General features: G+C 73.6%; 15 protein-coding genes and 1 tRNA gene. 15 read left to right on the top strand and 1 reads right to left on the bottom strand.

Features of this window, described 5'->3' with window-relative positions; all coding sequences use genetic code 11:
* The first annotated feature begins 1 nt into the window (after position 1).
* The 11 genes from E6U81_RS22540 (at position 2) to E6U81_RS22485 (ending at position 10849) form a co-directional block, all read left to right on the top strand.
* Positions 2–766, top strand: coding sequence for a GntR family transcriptional regulator (locus E6U81_RS22540; RefSeq protein WP_136231899.1), 765 nt, complete (start codon positions 2–4; stop codon positions 764–766).
* 146 nt (positions 767–912) lie between these two features.
* Positions 913–2040, top strand: coding sequence for a TIGR03364 family FAD-dependent oxidoreductase (locus tag E6U81_RS22535; RefSeq protein WP_136231898.1), 1128 nt, complete (start codon positions 913–915; stop codon positions 2038–2040).
* Positions 2041–2045: 5 nt separating this feature from the next.
* Positions 2046–2768: a phosphonatase-like hydrolase gene (locus E6U81_RS22530; RefSeq protein ID WP_136231897.1), complete on the top strand. Its 723-nt coding sequence runs from the start codon at positions 2046–2048 to the stop codon at positions 2766–2768.
* On the top strand, positions 2765–3814 hold the full coding sequence (locus E6U81_RS22525; RefSeq protein WP_136231896.1) for an ABC transporter ATP-binding protein: 1050 nt from the start codon (positions 2765–2767) through the stop codon (positions 3812–3814). Before E6U81_RS22530 ends, E6U81_RS22525 begins: the two co-directional genes overlap by 4 nt.
* Before the next feature lie 277 nt (positions 3815–4091).
* Entirely contained in the window at positions 4092–4907 is an 816-nt protein-coding gene (locus E6U81_RS22520; protein ID WP_240803956.1) for a 2-aminoethylphosphonate ABC transporter permease subunit, read from the top strand.
* Entirely contained in the window at positions 4894–5691 is a 798-nt protein-coding gene (locus E6U81_RS22515; protein ID WP_136231895.1) for an ABC transporter permease subunit, read from the top strand. Before E6U81_RS22520 ends, E6U81_RS22515 begins: the two co-directional genes overlap by 14 nt.
* Before the next feature lie 66 nt (positions 5692–5757).
* Positions 5758–6840: a 2-aminoethylphosphonate ABC transporter substrate-binding protein gene (locus E6U81_RS22510; RefSeq protein ID WP_136231894.1), complete on the top strand. Its 1083-nt coding sequence runs from the start codon at positions 5758–5760 to the stop codon at positions 6838–6840.
* Positions 6841–6984: 144 nt separating this feature from the next.
* Positions 6985–8505 (top strand): alkaline phosphatase family protein, encoded by a 1521-nt coding sequence (locus tag E6U81_RS22500; RefSeq protein WP_240803955.1) that lies wholly within the window; start codon positions 6985–6987, stop codon positions 8503–8505.
* A gap of 138 nt (positions 8506–8643) precedes the next feature.
* Positions 8644–9423, top strand: coding sequence for an HAD-IIA family hydrolase (locus E6U81_RS22495; protein ID WP_136231893.1), 780 nt, complete (start codon positions 8644–8646; stop codon positions 9421–9423).
* Between the two features lie 112 nt (positions 9424–9535).
* A complete protein-coding gene (locus E6U81_RS22490; RefSeq protein ID WP_240803954.1) occupies positions 9536–10156 on the top strand; it encodes a hypothetical protein in 621 nt (206 codons plus the stop codon).
* A gap of 63 nt (positions 10157–10219) precedes the next feature.
* The gene (locus E6U81_RS22485; RefSeq protein ID WP_136231990.1) at positions 10220–10849 is read left to right on the top strand and encodes a class F sortase; all 630 of its coding nucleotides are present in this window, start codon (positions 10220–10222) and stop codon (positions 10847–10849) included.
* A gap of 78 nt (positions 10850–10927) precedes the next feature.
* Here the strand turns inward: E6U81_RS22485 and E6U81_RS22480 are convergent.
* Positions 10928–11001 (bottom strand) — tRNA-Lys (locus tag E6U81_RS22480).
* Positions 11002–11215: 214 nt separating this feature from the next.
* On the opposite strand from E6U81_RS22480, the gene E6U81_RS22475 reads away from it, so the two are divergent.
* From E6U81_RS22475 to E6U81_RS22460, 4 genes are all read left to right on the top strand, one after another.
* Positions 11216–12571 carry a peptidoglycan-binding protein gene (locus E6U81_RS22475; RefSeq protein WP_136231989.1) on the top strand — a complete coding sequence of 452 codons (1356 nt, stop codon included), beginning with the start codon at positions 11216–11218 and terminating at the stop codon, positions 12569–12571.
* Positions 12572–13662: 1091 nt separating this feature from the next.
* Complete coding sequence (locus E6U81_RS22470) at positions 13663–15108, top strand: SPFH domain-containing protein (protein WP_240803953.1); 1446 nt, start codon at positions 13663–13665, stop codon at positions 15106–15108.
* Positions 15109–15303: 195 nt separating this feature from the next.
* Complete coding sequence (locus E6U81_RS22465; protein WP_136231987.1) at positions 15304–15897, top strand: lytic polysaccharide monooxygenase; 594 nt, start codon at positions 15304–15306, stop codon at positions 15895–15897.
* Between the two features lie 26 nt (positions 15898–15923).
* Positions 15924–17594, top strand: a complete 1671-nt coding sequence (locus E6U81_RS22460) for a long-chain-fatty-acid--CoA ligase (RefSeq protein ID WP_136231892.1) — start codon at positions 15924–15926, stop codon at positions 17592–17594.
* Positions 17595–17727: the final 133 nt, after the last annotated feature.

The following is a 17727-nucleotide window of genomic DNA, read 5'->3' as shown; positions in this document are numbered from 1 at the left end:
TGTGGAAAAGAACCTCCAGGGTCACCGCCCCGGCTCGCCCGTGCGGTCCGGCATCCCCGAGCACGGCCGCATCCCCAAGTACTACGCCGTCAAGGCCCGGATCGCCGAGGTCCTCGACGAGCTCGGCGAGGGCGGGACGCTGCCCACCGAGCGGGATCTGGCCGAGCGGTACGAGGTGTCCCGCGAGACCGTCCGGCAGGCCCTGCGCGAGCTGCTGCTGGAGGGCCGACTGCGCCGCTCCGGCCGCGGGACCGTCGTCGCCGGGCCCAAACTGGAACAGCCGCTCTCCCTCGCCAGCTACACCGAGGGCGTGCGCCGCCAGGGCCGCCGGCCGGGCCGGCAGCTGATCGGGCTGGAGCAGTTCCCCTGCCCGCCCGACCTCGCGTCCGGCATCGGGGCCGAGCCCGGCGAGCCCGTCTGGCACCTGGAGCGGGTCCTGCTCGCCGACGACGAGCGCGTCGGCCTGGAGAGCACGTACGTCCGGGTGGCCCGCGCCCCCCGCCTGAACACCGATTTCCAGCCGGACTCCTCCTTCTACGGCTATCTCCGCGACAGCCTCGGCATCTCTTTCGGCGAGGCCGACGAGAAGCTGGAGACCGTGCTCGCCACCCCCCGCGAGGCCTTGCTGATCGGCACCCCGCCGGCCCTTCCCATGCTGCTCATCCACCGTTTCTCGTGGGACCGGGAGGGCAGGCCCCTGGAGCGGGTGCGTTCGCTCTACCGTGGTGACCGGTTCAGTTTCACGACTCGCCTGCGGGCCGAATAGCCCGGCGGTAACCCCCGTACCAACCGAAAAGGGGCGTAGTGAAGTCACAAAAAGATAACGGGTCTAGTCCAAACGTCGAGGGCTGTTCACCGGCGCGTCGCCGGGCCGACCCACCCGGGTCACGGTCCGCGCCCACCGTTGGCGGCGTGAGAGTCATAGTCGTCGGAGGCGGCGTGGTCGGCACCATGCACGCCTGGCAAGCAGTCGAACGCGGCCACGAGGTCGTCCAGATCGAGCGTGAGGCCGAGGCGCGCGGCGCCTCACTGCGCAATTTCGGCCAGATCTGGGTCAGCGGGCGGGCCGGGGGAGAGGAGCTCGACACCGCCCTGCGGGCCCGCGAGCTCTGGGAGCGCATCGGCTCGGAGGTGCCCGGGCTGGGCTTCCGCGCCATCGGCTCCCTCACCCCCGTCCGCAACGCCCTCGAGTACGCCGTCGCCGAGGCGGCCCTGGCCCGCCCGGACGCCGCCGCCCGCGGCTACGAACTGGTCGGCGCCGACGAGGCGCGCAGGATCAACCCGGCCCTGCGCGGCGACTTCGAAGCCGCCCTGTGGTGCCGGCGGGACGCGGCGGTCGAACCGCGCACCGCCCAACTGCACCTGCGTGCGGCCCTGCAGGCCAGGGCCGGCGGCCGCTACACCTTCCTCCCCGGCCGCGAGGTCCGCGTGGTCACCGGCCCCGGCGCCGTCCGTGACGACCACGGCGACGTGCACCGCGGCGACGCGGTGATCCTCGCCACCGGCGCCTGGCTCTCCGGGCTGGTCCGCGAACTGGCCCCGGACCTGCCCGTGCGCCGGGTCCGGCTCCAGATGATGCAGACCGCCCCGCTCGGCGAGGAGCTCACCACCTCCGTCGCGGACGCCGACAGCTTCCGCTACTACCCCGCCTACCGGTCCGCGGCCCTCGACGAGCTGAACGCCGGCCAGGCCCAGGCGCCGACCGCCGCCGCGCACAAGATGCAACTGCTGATGGTCCAGCGCCGCGACGGCGGGCTGACCATCGGCGACACCCACGAATACGAGCACCCCTTCGCCTTCGACACCCTCGAGGACCCCTACGAGCACCTCACCGAGGTCGTCGAGTCCTTCCTGGGCCGCTCCCTGCCGAAGATCAGGCACCGCTGGGCGGGCGTGTACGCGCAGTGCACGGACACCTCCCGCGTCGTCCACCGCCAGCAGGTCGCCGACGGCGTCTGGCTGGTGACCGGACCCGGCGGGCGCGGCATGACCTGCTCGCCCGCCATAGCCGAGACCACCGCGAACGAACTGGGCTGGTAACTCCGATGACCGACACCACCATCAACACCGCCTCCGGCACCCCCGACCCCCGCCGGCTGGTCGTCCTCGACATGGCCGGCACCACCGTCGCCGACGGCGGCCTCGTCGAGCGCGCCTTCGGGCGGGCCGCCGAGCGCCTCGGCGTAGAGCCCGGCACCCCCGACCACGCCGAGAAGCTCCGGTACGTACTCGCCACCATGGGCGAGTCCAAGATCTCCGTCTTCCGCCACCTCTTCGGCACGGAGGAACGCGCCCGGCGCGCCAACTCCGCCTTCGAGGAGGCGTACGCGCAGCTCGTCGACGGCGGCCTCGTCACCCCCGTCCCCGGCGCCCGCGCCGTGATCGAGGAGCTCCGCGCCGACGGCCGGACCGTCGCCCTGACCACCGGCTTCGCCCGCGTCACCCAGGACGCCATCCTCGACGCCCTCGGCTGGCAGGACCTCGCCGACCTCACCCTCTGCCCCGCCGACGCGGGCGGCCGCGGCCGCCCCTACCCCGACATGGTGCTGACCGCGTTCCTGCGCACCGGCGCCGTGGCCGACGTGACCGACGTCGTGGTCGTCGGCGACACCGCCTACGACATGCTCAGCGGGCGGCGCGCCGGCGCCGGCACGGTGGCGGGCGTCCTCACCGGCGCCCACGACCGCGCCACGCTGACGCGCAGCGGCGCGACCCACGTCCTCGACTCCGTCACCGAACTCCCCCACCTCCTCGCGGAGTCGGCGTGAGCGGCATCCGCTTCGACGGGGTCAGCGTCGCCTACGACGGCAACACCGTCCTGGACCGCCTCGACCTGACCGTGGAGCCGGGCGAGGTGATGGCGCTCCTCGGCCCCTCCGGCTCGGGCAAGACCACCGCCCTGCGCGCGGTCGCCGGCTTCGTACGCCCCGTCGCGGGCCGGGTGCTCATCGGCGGCCGGGACGTCACCACGCTCCCGCCGCACAAGCGCGGCATCGGCATGGTCGTCCAGCAGTACGCCCTCTTCCCGCACATGCGGGTCGAGGACAACGTCGCCTTCGGCCTCAGGGCCCAGAAGGCGCCGAAGGCCGAGATACCCGGCCGGGTCGCCGAGGCCCTGGAGATGACGGGCATGGCGGCCTACGCCCGGCGCTACCCGCGCGAGCTGTCGGGCGGCCAGCAGCAGCGCGTCGCCATCGCCCGCGCCCTCGCCATCCGCCCCGGCGTGCTCCTGCTGGACGAACCCCTGTCCGCCCTCGACGCGCAACTGCGCTCAGGGATGCTCGCCGAACTGGCCCGGCTGCACCGCGAACTGCCCGACGTGTCCATCCTGTACGTCACCCACGACCAGGTGGAGGCCCTGACCCTGGCCGACCGGATCGCCGTCATGGACCGGGCCCGGCTCCAGGACTGCGGGACACCCCAGGAGCTGTACCGGGCCCCGCGTACGGAGTTCACCGCGTCCTTCGTCGGCAACGCGAACCTGCTCCCGGTCACCGTGGCCGAGGGCGGCGCGGTCTTCGAGGGCCGCGCGCTGGCCCTCGACCGCGGGCGCGCGGCGCCGGGCGCCTCGGCCACCCTGTGCGTACGTCCGCACCTGCTCGGCCTCGGCGCCGGCCCGAACGCGCTGAGCGGCACCATCGCCGAGGTGCAGTGGCGGGGCTCGACGCACCGGCTGTACGTGGACGTCGACGGCCACCGGGTGAAGGCGGACCTCCCCGAACTGCGGGAGACGCCCGCGCTGGGGGACCGGGTCACCCTGCACTTCGAGCCGCGCGACGCCGTGCTGCTGGCGGCAGGGGTGACCCGTGCCTGACGCCTCGCGGCGATCCCTGCCGCCCCCACCACCGCCCACCGCGCCCGACGCAGCCCCGGCCTCCGGGCCGGAGGGCGCCCGTGGGTCAGCCATGGGGACCGGGCCGACGGGCCCGGACCCGATCGGCGCCGCCGCATCCGCGCGGCGCAACGGGGGCCCGGGAGTTCCCGCCCCCGGCCGCCCGTCCGGTGCGGCACCGGACCACCGCCTGGAGGGCCCGGCCTCCGGCACGGCAGGGGGCACCGCGGCCCCGGAACGGGCACGGAAGGGATGGGCGGTGCCGCGCAGCCTATGGGTGCTGCCGCCCGTGGCCGTGCTCGCGCTGCTGTTCCTCTACCCCCTCGCGCTGGTCGTCCAGCAGTCCCTCACCCCCGACGGCGGCGATGGCGCCTTCGACGCCTACGCCCGCGTCTTCGGGTCGCGGGCCTTCCACGACGCCCTCGGCACCACCGTCCTGCTGGCCGTCGGGGCCACGCTCGGCTGCCTGATCCTCGGGTTCGCGCTCGCGCTGATCATCGCCTTCGTGCCGTTCCCCGGAGCCCGCGCCGTCGCGAAGTTCATCGACGTCTTCCTCTCCTTCCCCTCCTTCCTCATCACCCTCGCCCTCCTCTTCCTCTACGGCACCGTCGGCATGGCCAACGGCCTCGTCACGGAGTTCACGGGCGCCGCCGAGGGGCCCTTCCGCTTCCTCACCACCCCCTGGGGCGTCCTCCTCGCGGAGATCACGTACTTCACGCCCTTCGTGATCCGCCCGCTCCTCGCCGCGTTCTCCCAGCTGGACACCGCCCAGTTGGAGGTCGCCGCCGGTCTCGGTGCCCGCCCCGCCCGCATCGTCCGGCAGGTGATCCTGCCCGAGGCCCTCCCGGCCCTCGGCGCCGGCGGCAGCCTCGTCCTCGTCATGTGCCTCAACGAGTTCGGGATCGTCCTGTTCACCGGCGCCAAGGACGTCACGACCCTGCCGATGCTCATCTACGGCAAGGCCATCCTCGAATCCGACTACCCGGCCGCCTGCGTGGTCGCCGTCGTCAACATCGCGATCTCCGTCGGCCTGTTCGGCCTCTACCGGGTGGTGAGCAAGCGTGCTGGTGCATAGCAAGGCCGGCCGCTGGGCCGCCTGGAGCCTCTTCGGCCTCCTCTTCCTGCCGCTCTTCGCGCTGCCCCTGCTCGTCGTGGTCGCCGCGTCCTTCGCCACCCACTGGTCCGGCGCCCTGCCGTCCGGCCCGACCGCCGAGAACTACGCCGCAGCCGTGCGCGGCGAATCCGTCCAGGCCCTCACCACCAGCCTGGTCACCGCCGTCACCGCCAGCCTGCTCGCGCTCACCGTCGGGACCTGGGCCGCGCTGGCCGGGGCGGCGCTGAAGAAGCGGGGCAAGCGGCTCCTGGACGCGCTGTTCATGCTGCCCGTCGCCGTGCCGTCCGTGGTCGTCGGCCTCGCCGTGCTCGTCGCCTTCAGCCGCCCGCCCGTCCTGCTCAACGGCACGGCCTCGATCGTGGTCCTGGCCCACACCGTCCTCGTCACGGCTTTCGCCCACCAGTCCGTGACGGCCGCGATCGTCCGGCTCGACCCCGCCTACGAGCAGGCGGCGGCCTCCCTCGGAGCCCGCCCCGCGTACGTGCTGTGGCGGGTCCGGCTCCCCCTCCTGCTGCCGTCCCTCACGGCCGCCGCCGGCCTCTGCTTCGCCCTGTCCATGGGCGAGCTCAGCGCCACGATGATGCTCTACCCGCCGGACTGGATGCCCCTCCCGGTCCGCATCTTCACCGCCACCGACCGCGGTTCGCTCTTCAGCGGCTCCGCCGTCGCGGTGGTCCTGATGGCCACCACCCTGCTGGTCCTGCTGGCCGTCTCCCGCGTCCGCACCAGGGCCTCGTACCGCTGACCCCGCCGACCCCGCTGCTCCCCTGATCACCGCACCGCTGACTCCCTTTCCCCGTAAGGAAGTTCCATGCCCAGAATCCGCGTGCTCCGCGGCGCCGCCGCCGTCGCCGGAAGCCTCGCCCTCGCCGCCTCCCTCACCGCCTGCGGCGGCTCCTCCCCGGCCGACCCGGCCGGCTCCAAGGGCGCCGAGAAGGTCGTCACCGTCTACAGCGCCGACGGCCTCAAGAGCGAGAAGGGCGACGGCTGGTACGACCGGGTCTTCGCCGACTTCACCAAGAAGACCGGCATCGAGGTCAAGTACGTCGAGGGCGGCTCGGGCGAGATGGTCCAGCGCGCCGTCCGGGAGAGGACCAACACCCAGGCCGACGTGCTGATCACCCTGCCGCCCTTCATCCAGCAGGCCGACGGCAAGGGCCTGCTCCAGTCCTACGTGCCCCAGGGCGCCGACAAGGTCAACGGCGCGGACAAGTCCACCGGAGGCAAGTGGACCTCGGTCGTCAACAACTACTTCGGCTTCGTCTACAACAAGAAGGAGCTCGCCGAGGAGCCCAAGACCTGGGAGGAGCTGCTCGACGCCCGCTACAAGGGCAAGCTGCAGTACTCCACGCCCGGCGTCGCGGGCGACGGCACCGCCGTTCTCATCAAGTCGATGCACGACTTCGGCGGCAAGGAGTCGGCGATGGAGTACCTGAAGAAGCTCCAGGCCAACAACGTCGGCCCGTCCTCCTCCACCAGCAAGCTCGCGCCCAAGACCGACAAGGGCGAGCTGCTCGTCGCCAACGGCGACGTGCAGATGAACTTCGCGCAGTCCAAGTCCATGCCGAACCTGGGCATCTGGTTCCCCGCGAAGGAAGGCGGCCGGCCCACCACCTTCGCCCTGCCGTACGCGGCGGGCCTGGTCGCCAAGGCCCCGCACTCCGAGAACGGCAAGAAGCTCCTCGACCACCTGCTGAGTGAGGAGGCGCAGAGGCTGGTCAGCGAGGTGGGCGGCGGCTTCCCGGCCCGCAGCGACGTCAAGCCCACCGACGCCAACGCCGTCGAACTCACCAGGCTCATGACGGGTGTCGAGGTGTTCGAGCCGGACTGGGCGGACATCGACAAGAACCTCACCGCCTACGTCGACGCGTGGAAGTCGGCAACCGGAAGCTGACTGGTTGCTTCCAGGCCACCCTCCCGGCCACTGCGACCGGCAGAGTGACTGATGCATAACGGGTCTGGACCGAAGACCGCACCTTCGGTCCGGGCCCGGCGCATGTCCCCAGCGCCATTCCCACGATCACTCCCGGAGGAGTTCGTGTCCCCTGCCGTCCCTGCCGGACGCACCCTCGCCGTGGCCGCCACCGCCACCGCCCTGCTCGCCGCCGCCCTCGGCGCCCACACCGCCCCCGCCGCCGCGGCGGCCACCACCGCCAAGGTCCTCGTCATCGGCGTCGACGGTGCGGTCCTCGACCGCGTCAAGGCCGCCAACGCCCCCCACCTGCAGGGCCTGATGGCCCAGGGTCTGACCGCCCGCAGCACCCTCTACGCGGGCCCGATGGCCGCCACCTCCTCCGGCCCCGGCTGGTCCACCATCGCCACCGGGGTCTGGCCCGACAAGCACGGCGTGAGGGACAACTCCTTCATCGGCAAGAACTACGCCGCGCACCCGGACTTCCTCACCCGCATCGAGAACGCCAAGCCGGCTCTCCACACGTACGCGGCCGCCGACTGGGAGCCGATCACCTCCACCGACCAGAACGGCCCGATCTTCTCCGCCAAGGTCGACAAGCGCCTCTCCCTCAAGGGCGACCGCGACGGCTACCGCAACGAGGACCCGAAGGTGGCCGCCGCGGCCGCCACGGAACTGCGTACCCAGAACCCGGACGCAGCCTTCGTCTACCTCGGCGAGATCGACGCCGCCGGCCACTCCGACGGCGCCGCCAGCCAGCAGTACCTCGACGCCGTCGCCCGCGTCGACGCCCTGGTCGGCCAGCTCCTCACCGCCGTACAGAACCGCCCGACGTACGGCCAGGAGAACTGGAAGGTCCTGGTCACCACCGACCACGGCCACGTCCCCACCGGCGGCCACGGCGGCTCGACCATCGCCGAGCGCGGCACCTTCGTCATCGCCAAGGGCGCCGGGATCCCCGCCGGTTCGGTCCGCGACGACGTCAAACTGGCCGACGTGGCCGCGACCGCCCTCGCCCAGCTCGGCGTCGCCGCCCCCGGTATCGACGGCGTCCCGCTGGGCTCCCCGGACAGCGACCCCTTCGACACCGTACGCCCGGCCCTCCAGGCCCGCGTGGACGAGACGGGCATCCCGGCCGGGGTGAAGGGCTTCACGCACACCCCGCCCCCCGGCTGGTCGGTGGACAACTCGAAGATGGGCACGGGCGGTGTCACCGAGTGGGCCGGCTGGGCGTTCGCGACCGACGAGTTCTGGACCCAGTCGCAGCGCGACCAGTGGCGCGAGCTGAACGTCCGCTCCCGTGACGTCTTCGCCGTCGCCGACTCCGACGAGTGGGACGACAAGGCCCACACCGGCACCTTCGACTCCACCCTCGTCACCCCCAAGTGGCCGGTCGCGGGCGGCACTACGCGCACCCTCGCCTTCCAGACGCACTACCGCCACGAGGCCGGTCAGACCGCGCAGGTCCTCGTCTCCTACAACGGCGCGGCCCCGGCGGTGGTGAAGACGTACACCGCCGACGCCGTCGCCAAGGCCGACTCCATCGCCCTCCAGGTCCCGGCCGGTGCCACCGACGTCCAGGTCCGCTTCCGCTACAGCGGCAACAACAACTGGTTCTGGACCGTCGACAACGTCCGCCTCGGCTGATCGTCCGGCCCCCGCCCCAGGACCCCCGCCCCGGGCCCCCGGCGTCCGGGCTGTGGACGGCAAGGACGTCCACAGCCCGGCCCGGATAGGGTGGTACAGACCAGAGGCAGCAGGTCAGCGAGAGCGGAGAACAGTCCAGTGGCAGAGCGCAAGCCGATCGAATCCTGGCTCACCGACATGGACGGGGTCCTCATCCACGAGGGCACCCCGATTCCGGGCGCCGATGCCTTCATCAAGCGGCTGCGCGACTCCGGCAAGCCCTTCCTGGTACTGACCAACAACTCCATCTACACCCCGCGCGACCTCAAGGCCCGCCTGTCCCGCATGGGTCTGGACGTTCCCGTCGAGAACATCTGGACCTCCGCCCTGGCCACCGCGAAGTTCCTCGACGACCAGCGCCCGGGCGGCACGGCGTACGTCATCGGCGAGGCCGGTCTGACGACCGCCCTGCACGACATCGGCTACGTCCTCACCGACCACGAGCCCGACTACGTGGTCCTGGGCGAGACCCGCACCTACAGCTTCGAGGCCATGACCAAGGCGGTCCGCCTGATCAACGCCGGGGCGCGCTTCATCTGCACCAACCCCGACGAGACCGGCCCCTCCACCGAGGGCCCCCTCCCGGCCACCGGCGCCGTCGCCGCCCTGATCACCAAGGCGACCGGCAAGCAGCCTTACTTCGCGGGCAAGCCGAACCCCCTGATGATGCGTACGGGCCTCAACGCCATCGGCGCGCACTCGGAGACCAGCGCGATGATCGGCGACCGGATGGACACCGACGTACTGGCCGGCCTGGAGGCGGGCATGCAGACCTTCCTCGTCCTGACCGGTCTGACCAGCGAGCGGGACACCGAGAAGTTCCCCTACCGCCCGACCAAGACGGTCGCCTCCATCGCGGACCTGGTCGACCTGGTCTGACGTACGGCCGTCCGGGCGTACCGCGTTTGGGGCGTACGGCTGACACGTACGGCGCCGCTCCGGATGCGGAGCGGCGCGCCGCGCGTGAATCTCCTTGTCGAGGAGGTTCACCATGCGCAGTGTTCCGATCGCTGTCCGCACCGCCGCCGTGGCCGCCGCCCTGGCGGCGTTCTCCGCGGTGACCGTCGTGTCCGCGCCCACAGCCCTCGCGGGCGAGGAGGACCGGGGCGACCGCGGCAGCATCGCGGTCGACCCGAACCCGGCCAACCCGGGCGCGCAGGTCAAGCTGCGGGTCCACGGCTGCGAGGGCAACAAGGGGGCGGCCAAGTCCTCCGTCTTCGTGTCGGACGCCGACCTCTACGGGCGGGACGGCGGGCGCCGCAGCCCGCTCTACGGCGACGCGATGATCAGCTCGCACGCCTCACCGGGCTGGCACGCCGTCCGGGTGTACTGCGACGGCGACGAGAAGTTCACCGGCTCCGTGCAGATCTCCGCCTACCGCCACCCCTCCCACCACGCATCGCCGATCTGGCCGGTCCACGCGGGCGGCGGCGGTATGGCGGACCGCCCGGCCGAGGCCCCCGGCCTGCTCACCGCGGCGAAGAAGGAGCACACCGGCGGCGACGGCCCGGGGCTGCCCCACACCGTGATCGGCGCCGTGCTCGCCGCGGTGGCCACGCTGGCCGTCGCGGGCCGGGCGCTGGCCCTGCGCCGTCGGCGCAGCGGCGAATGAGGCGGGCGCCGCGTGAGCGAGCAGTGGCGGACGGACGGGGCCAAGGCCTCCGCCGGGGGCCGGATGCTGACCTTCGCGGCCTGGTCGGTGCTGGTGCTGGGCCTGTGGCTGTGGGGCCGTGAGCTGACCGTGGCGCCGGCCCCGCTCTCCGGGCAGGCCGGCGGGGCGCTGAGCGCGGGACTGCCGGCCGCGCACGCGCCCGTCGCGGGATCGCTGCCGCAGCGCGTCGACGTCCCGTCCATAGGCATCCAGGCCCCGGTGGTCTCCCGGGGCCTGGACAAGGACGGGGCGATCGATCCGCCGCCGTACGACAGCCCGGGCACGGTGGGCTGGTGGGGGCAGGGCGTCCAGCCGGGTGCGGCGGGGACGGCGCTGATGGTGGGGCACGTGGACACGCGCTCCAAGCCGGCTGTCTTCTACGGCCTGAGCTCGGCGCAGCCGGGTGACAAGGTGCGGGTGGTGCGGGCGGACGGTTCCGTCGCCGAGTTCACGATCGAGGACGTACGGGTCTACGAGCGGGCGGCCTTCGACGCGCACAAGGCGTACGGTCCCCGCGTGCGGGGCCGCGCGGAACTGCGGCTGGTGACCTGCGGGGGAACGTACGACAAGGCGGCCAAGGAGTACACGGCGAATGTGGTGGTCTCCGCCTACCTGACGGGCGTGGGAGTCCGCCCCGGGACGACGACGGTCTAGGGGTTCTCCGGCGTGCGCGTCACCCGGAGAACGAAGAAGCCCCTCACAGCTTTCGCTGTGAGGGGCTTCCTCCGTCTGTGCGCCGCCAGGGACTCGAACCCCGGACCCGCTGATTAAGAGTCAGCTGCTCTAACCAACTGAGCTAGCGGCGCTTGCTGACAGGGAAAACTCTACCCCACCTCTGCGGTGCTCGTGACCAGCCACGCCCGCCCTGTCCGATTAACCCATGTTTGGGCAGTTTATCGTGCACGATATGTCTGCGCCGACCGCATCTGATGCTTTATCAGGTGTGGTCCCGGTCGACCACTGGAACAGCAGGGGAGTGGACGGAACCGCATGACGATGCAGCCCCCGACGCATGTGCAGATGCCGATGCCCGCTTTCGAGGAGTACGAGCCCGCGGGCGACTGCGTGTGCCGGGGATGCGCCCAGCGCCGCCGTGCCCTCGCCCGTGCCAGCGCCATACCGCTCCGGGACGGCGGTCACCCCGCCGCGCGCGGCGCACGCCGGGCCCTGGTCCTGGCCACCGCCGCCGGAGTGGTCCTCGGCGGCGGCACCGGGACCGCCGTGGCCCTGAGCACGCCGGCCGCCGGGCCGGTGGCCGGCGACGACCCCGGCAGCCCGCAGGGCGGCCGCACCCCCCTGCACGGACCGCAGGGCAAGCCGGGCAGCCCCGGAGCCCCGGGCCGGCCCGGGGTCGTGAAGCGGATCGACCGCACGACGATCATCAACAGGGCGAAGCTGTGGCTGGACGCGGAGGTCCCCTACAGCATGTCCGCGTACTGGTCGGACGGCTACCGGCAGGACTGCTCCGGCTACGTCTCCATGGCCTGGAACCTCGGCTCGAACGAGTGGACCGGCAGCCTCGACAAGTTCGCCACCAAGATCACGAAGGACCAGCTGCTGCCGGGGGACATGCTGCTCTTCCACAACCCGGCGGACCCCAACAACGGCTCGCACGTGGTCCTCTTCGGCGGCTGGGTCGACGAGACGCGCACCCACTACGTCGCCTACGAGCAGACGCGCCCCACGACGCGGAGGCTGGCCACGCCCTACGGGTACTGGGCCAACTCGGCGAAGTACGTCCCCTACCGGTTCAACGGGGTGACGGGCGGCATCGTCCCCGAGGTCCCGGGCGCCGTGCCCGCCCCCGAACCGCCGGCGGCGGGCCCGAAGCCGGGCGACGCCCCCAAGGCCTTCCCGGGCGCGGCCAAGTTCGCCCCGGGCGCCGTCAACGACCACGTGGCCCAGCTGGGCCGGATGCTGATCGAGCGGGGCGCGTACCGCTTCTACCCCAAGGGGGTGGCCGACCGGACGTGGAGCGACCACGACCGGCTCGCCACCCAGGCGTTCCAGCGCGCGCAGGGCTGGACGGGCGCCGACGCCGACGGCGTCCCCGGCGCGCACACCTGGCGCCTGCTCGTCGACAAGCAGGGCAAGAACATCGCGCCGCTGGTGGGCGCGGCGCCCGGCCCGGGCGGCGTACGGGCCTACCCGGGGGCCGCGGTGTTCCGCCCGGGGCAGTCGCACCCTGCCGTCGAGGCCCTCGGCCGGCAGCTGGTGAAGAAGGGCTTCGGCAAGTACTACACGTCCGGCCCGGGCGCCCGCTGGGGCGAGGCCGACCGCCGCAACGTCGAGGCCTTCCAGCGCGCGCAGGGCTGGCGCGGGGCCGCGGCCAACGGCTACCCGGGCCCGGAAACCTGGCGCCGGCTGTTCGCATGACGGAGGTAACGATGTTTCCCACGCGCACCACCTCGACGACGGGCACCCTCCGCGTACCGGCCGCGCCCTCGCCCGCCCCGACCTCCTTCGGCTGGGCCACCACCACCCCGACGCTGTCCCTCCGCACCCCACCCGCTCCGGCCCCGCCGACGCACGCCGAGCCCCCCACCCCGGCCGCGGAGGCTCCGCCGCGGCCGACGCCCCCGGCCGCTGAGGCTTCGCCCTGGGCAGCGGACCTGGGGGCCGAGCGGTGTGCCCCGACCCCGGCCGCCGAGGCCTCGTCGTGGGCGGCGCCCCCGAGCGCCGTGCCTTGCACCCCGGCCCCGGCCGCTGAGGCTTCGCCCTGGGCAGCGGACCTGGGGGCCGAGCGGTGTGCCCCGACCCCGGCCGCCGAGGCCTCGTCGTGGGCGGCGCCCCCGAGCGCCGTGCCTTGCGCCCCGGCCCCGGCCGCTGAGGCTTCGCCCTGGGCAGCGGACCGGGAAGCCGAGCCCCCCGCCCCGGCGCCGGCCGCGGAGGCCTCGCCGCGGGCGGACGGCCTGGGGGCCGTGCCCGGCTCCGGCCCGTCGCCCGTACCGGTCCCGGCCGCGGAAGCGGCGCCCTGGGCGGCGGAGCCGCCGACCAGGCCCGCCCGGCAGCCGGCGCCGCCGGAGGCCCCGTTCGGGTTCGGTCCGCCGGCGCCGCCGGCCCGGCTCGCCGCATCGGCTCCCGCCGGTTCGCCCCCGCCCCCTGCGGGGTACCTGGGTGCCGAGCCGACTGCCCCGGCGGCCGCACCCGCCTCCATCCCGCCGTCCGCGGCATCGGCGGCCCCGGCCGGATACGGGTCGCCGGCGGAGCCGAAGGGCGCCCCGGCGGGTGAACCGGAGACAGTTCCCGCCGCTCTTACGGCGCCCGCGGCGGCACCGAGCACCGCGCCGGAGGAACCGGGTGACGGGGCGGCTCCCGCGGTGGGGGCCCCGCGCGCCGTACCGCTCGGCACGTACGCCCCGCCCCGGGCGGCAGAGCCGCCGACCGGGCCCGCCGTTCCGGCGCCTGCCGGTGAGGCTGGGCCCCTGGCGGCGGAGCCCGAGGCCGTTCCCGCGCCGGTTTCGGCCGTGCCGACGGCGTTCGCCGGGTACGTTGCGTCCCGCGCGGCGGAGCCGCTGGAGCCCCGGATCCCGTACGGCTCGCCGGCCGCCACGGCGGGGAACGCGCCCGTCGCCCGCTCGGTGGAGCCCGAGGCCGTTCCCGCCTCCGGCCCGGCGGCAGCGGCGGTGCCCGCGGCGCGGGGGGAGTCCGAGCCCGAGCCCGATCACGCCTGGGCCGACTTCGAGTCCGGCAGCCCGGACATCCCGCACCCGCACCCGCGGCACGAGGACGACGAACCGCACGAGGAACCCGACACCGCGCCGAACTCCGGCGTGCCCGGCCCCGGCCCCGGCGTCGCCGAGATCGTCGCCCAGGCGGTGGCGCGCGCCATGGAGGACGACGACACGCAGGACCTCCCGCACGTCTGCGCCCCCCACCGCGGCACCGCCGTCACCGAGGTACCGGTGAGCCTCCCGTTCCGGGCCGCGTCGACCACGCTCCTGCCGAAGCGCGAGCCCGCCGCCACGCCCAGGCCCGCGCGTCCCGCGCGTCCCGCCCCCGGCCGCCGGGTCCCCCGCGGGGACGACCGCCTCCGCGAGCACCGCGGTCCGGTGCTGCCCGGCTGGGTCGGCGTGGCCGTCGGCGGCCTCGCCCTGGCCGGCTGCACGGCAGTGCTCTGGCGGGCCGGGGCCGTCCCCGACGCCTTCGCGGCCGCGTTCGGCGCGGCCCCCCGCGCCTACCACGGCCTGCGCGCCACCCACTGGCCGCCGCTCGCCTTCCTCGGCATCGTCGCCCTCGTGGCGCTCGGCGGCCTCGGCCGGGCCCGTACCGGCCACGCCTGGGTGCTCACCCTCTTCGGCCGCTACCGCGGCACGGTCCGCCGCACCGGCCTGACCTGGGTCAGCCCCCTCCTGCTGCGCCGCCGGGTCGACGTACGCCTGCGCCACTGGCGCAGCGACCCGATGCCCGCCGTCGACTCCGGCGGTCTCGCCCTCCAGGTCGTCGTCCAGGTCGTCTGGCAGGTCAAGGACACCGCCCGGGCCACACTCGCCGTCGCGGACCACACCGAGTACCTCGCCGAGCAGGTCGAGTCGGCCATGGCCCGGGTCCTGTCCCAGCTCCCGGCGGACGCCTTCCACGAGGACGCCCCGACCCTGCGCGACGCCGAGGCCGTCGGGGACGCGCTGACCCGGATGCTGGCGGCCGAGACCGAGGCGGTCGGGATCGAGGTGTTCTCGGCCCAGCCGACCCGGATCGAGTACGCGGCCGAGGTCGCCGAGGCCATGCGCCGCCGCCGGGTCGCCGCGATCGACGCCAAGCACCGGGACACCGTGCTGACCTCGGTCGTGGACGCTGTGGACGACACCGTCCACCGGCTGACCTCGCGCGGACTCGTCGAGCTCGACGACTACGAGCGCAAGGTCCTCGTGAAGGACCTCACGGTCGCCTTCTACACGGGCCGCACCGAATAGCGGGACACGCGTCACGCACGCATCACCACGGGAAACGGGTGGCCGGAAGCGACCGGACCACCCGTTTCCTCATTGGTATGGACATGGCCAACTCTCGTCAATAATCTGGGACTTGGTCTAGACCTAATCCCCACACACGCGCGCGCTCTCACGGAACTCCCCCCACGTTCAAGGAGCATCATGCGTAACGTCCGCATGCCCGGACGGGCCGGCGTCGCCGCGCTCGGCCTCGGCCTCGTCGCCGGAATCACCCTCATCGGCGCCCCCAGCGCCAGCAGTCACGGCTACACCGACACCCCCATCAGCCGCCAGAAGCTCTGCGCCAACAAGGCCGTGTCCGACTGTGGCGCGATCCAGTGGGAGCCGCAGAGCGTCGAGGGCTTCAAGGGCTTCCCGGCCGCAGGCCCCGCCGACGGCAAGATATGTGCCGGAGGCCTCCCGCAGTTCGCCGAGCTCGACAACCCCCGCGGCGGCGCCTGGCCCACCACCAAGGTGACCAGCGGCCAGAGCTACGCCTTCCGGTGGCAGTTCACCGCCAACCACTCCACCACCGACTTCAAGTACTACGTCACCAAGAACGGCTGGACCGGCACCAAAGCCCTCACCCGCGCCGACCTCGAACCCCAGCCCTTCCTCACCGTCGCCTACAACGGCGCCCGCCCCGCCATGACCACCGTCCACCAGGGCGCCATGCCGAGCGGCAAGTCGGGCCGGCACCTGATCCTGGCGGTCTGGACCGTCAACGACACCCCGATGGCCTTCTACGCCTGCTCGGACGTTCAATTCTGACGGTACGCCAGCTACCCTCCGGCGGCATGCGGACGACGACAGCACCCGAAACCGTCGCGGAGCTCATAGCGCGCCAATGGGGCGACCACCGGCCCGGGCTGAAACACGAGGAAGGTGTCCTCACCCACCACCGGACCGCCCAGGAAGCCGCCGCACGCGCCGCGCTCCTCGTCGACCTCATGCCCGCGGAGGCCGAGCCGCACCTCGGGGTCCTGCTCGACAACACCCCCGAGTTCCCGTTCTGGCTCGGCGCGGCGGCCCTGGCCGGGGCCGCCGTCGCCGGGATCAACCCCACCCGGCGCGGCCCCGAACTGGCCCGCGACATCCTGCACACCGACTGCCGGCTCCTGATCACCGAGCCCGCCCACCTGCCCCTCCTGCGCGGCCTGGACCTGCCCGGCGTACGGGTCCTGGTGACCGGCACCGAGGAGTACGAGGCCCTGCTCGCGCCCTATGCCGCCGCAAAGCCCGGCGAGGCCGCACTGCGCGCCCCCGGCCCCGACTCCCGCCTCCTCCTCTACTTCACCTCCGGCTCCACCGGCGCCCCCAAGGCCGCGATCTGCAGCCAGGGCCGCCTCGCCGCCGCCGGGGCCTCACTGGCGCGCCAGTTCTCCGTCGGGCCGGACGACGTCCACTACGTCTGCATGCCCCTCTTCCACGGCAACGCCGTCATCGCCGACTGGCTCCCCGCACTCGTCGGGGGCGCCGCGGTCGCGCTGCGCCGGCGCTTCTCCGCCTCGGCGTTCCTGGACGACGTACAGGCCCACGGCGCCACCTACTTCACCTACGTCGGCCGGGCCATCCAGTACCTCCTGGCCACCGAACCCCGCCCGGACGACCGAGACCACCGCCTGAGGCTCGGCTTCGGCACCGAGGCGGGGGCGGTGGACGCGGCACGCTTCGCGACCCGCTTCGGGGTCCGCCTGGTGGAGGGCTACGGAGCCACGGAGGGCGGCGCCTCCGTCCAGCGGACCCCCGACACCCCGCCGGGCGCCCTGGGCAGGGCGGGCGCCGGGGACGACCTGGCGGTGATCGACCCGGAGACGGGCGCCGAATGCCCTCCGGCCGTCCTGGACGGTGACGGCCGCCTCCTCAACGGCACGGCCGCCATCGGCGAACTCGTCAACCGGGGCCGCAGCCTGTTCGAGGGCTACTGGCGCAACCCGGACGCGGAGGCCGACCGCACCCGCGACGGCTGGTACTGGACGGGCGACCTCTTCTTCCGCGACGCGGCGGGCTTCCTCTACTTCGCGGGCCGCACCGACGACCGGCTCAGAGTCGACAGTGAGAACCTCGCCGCGGCCGTGATCGAGAACATCCTGGCCCGCTGGCCGGACGCGGCCGCGGTGGCCGTGTACGGCGTCCCGGACGAGGTGGCCGGAGACCAGGTGATGGCGGCCCTGTCCCTCCGGGACGGCGCCGTGTTCTCCCCGGAGGCCTTCGAGGCCTTCCTCGCCCGCCAGCCGGACCTGGGCACGAAGATGGCCCCGCGCTACGTCCGCATCGTCCCGGAGATGCCGGTCACCGCGACGAACAAGGTCCACCGCGTGGCCCTCCGCCGCGCCGGCTTCCGCTGCGAAGACCCGGTCTGGCACCGTACCCCTGCCGGGGGCTACACGGTTCTGACCCCGTCGGCCCGGTCCGCCCTCCTCGCCACCTACGAGGCCCAGGGCCGCCTCGGCCTCCTGCATCACTAGGCGCACACCGCCGTTGTGGGGGCGCTGCCCCCGAACCCCCGCGCCTCAATCGCCGGCAAGGCTGAAAGTTCCAGCCTCGCCGGCGCTTGAGGCGCGGGTGCGGAGCGCCGTGTCGTGACCGGGTCCGGACAGC

The sequence above is a fragment of the Streptomyces sp. A0592 genome (assembly GCF_004795115.1).
Lineage (GTDB): Bacteria > Actinomycetota > Actinomycetes > Streptomycetales > Streptomycetaceae > Streptomyces > Streptomyces erythrochromogenes.
Note: the sequence above shows the minus strand (reverse complement) of the source record. Positions and strands in the feature narration are given on the sequence as shown.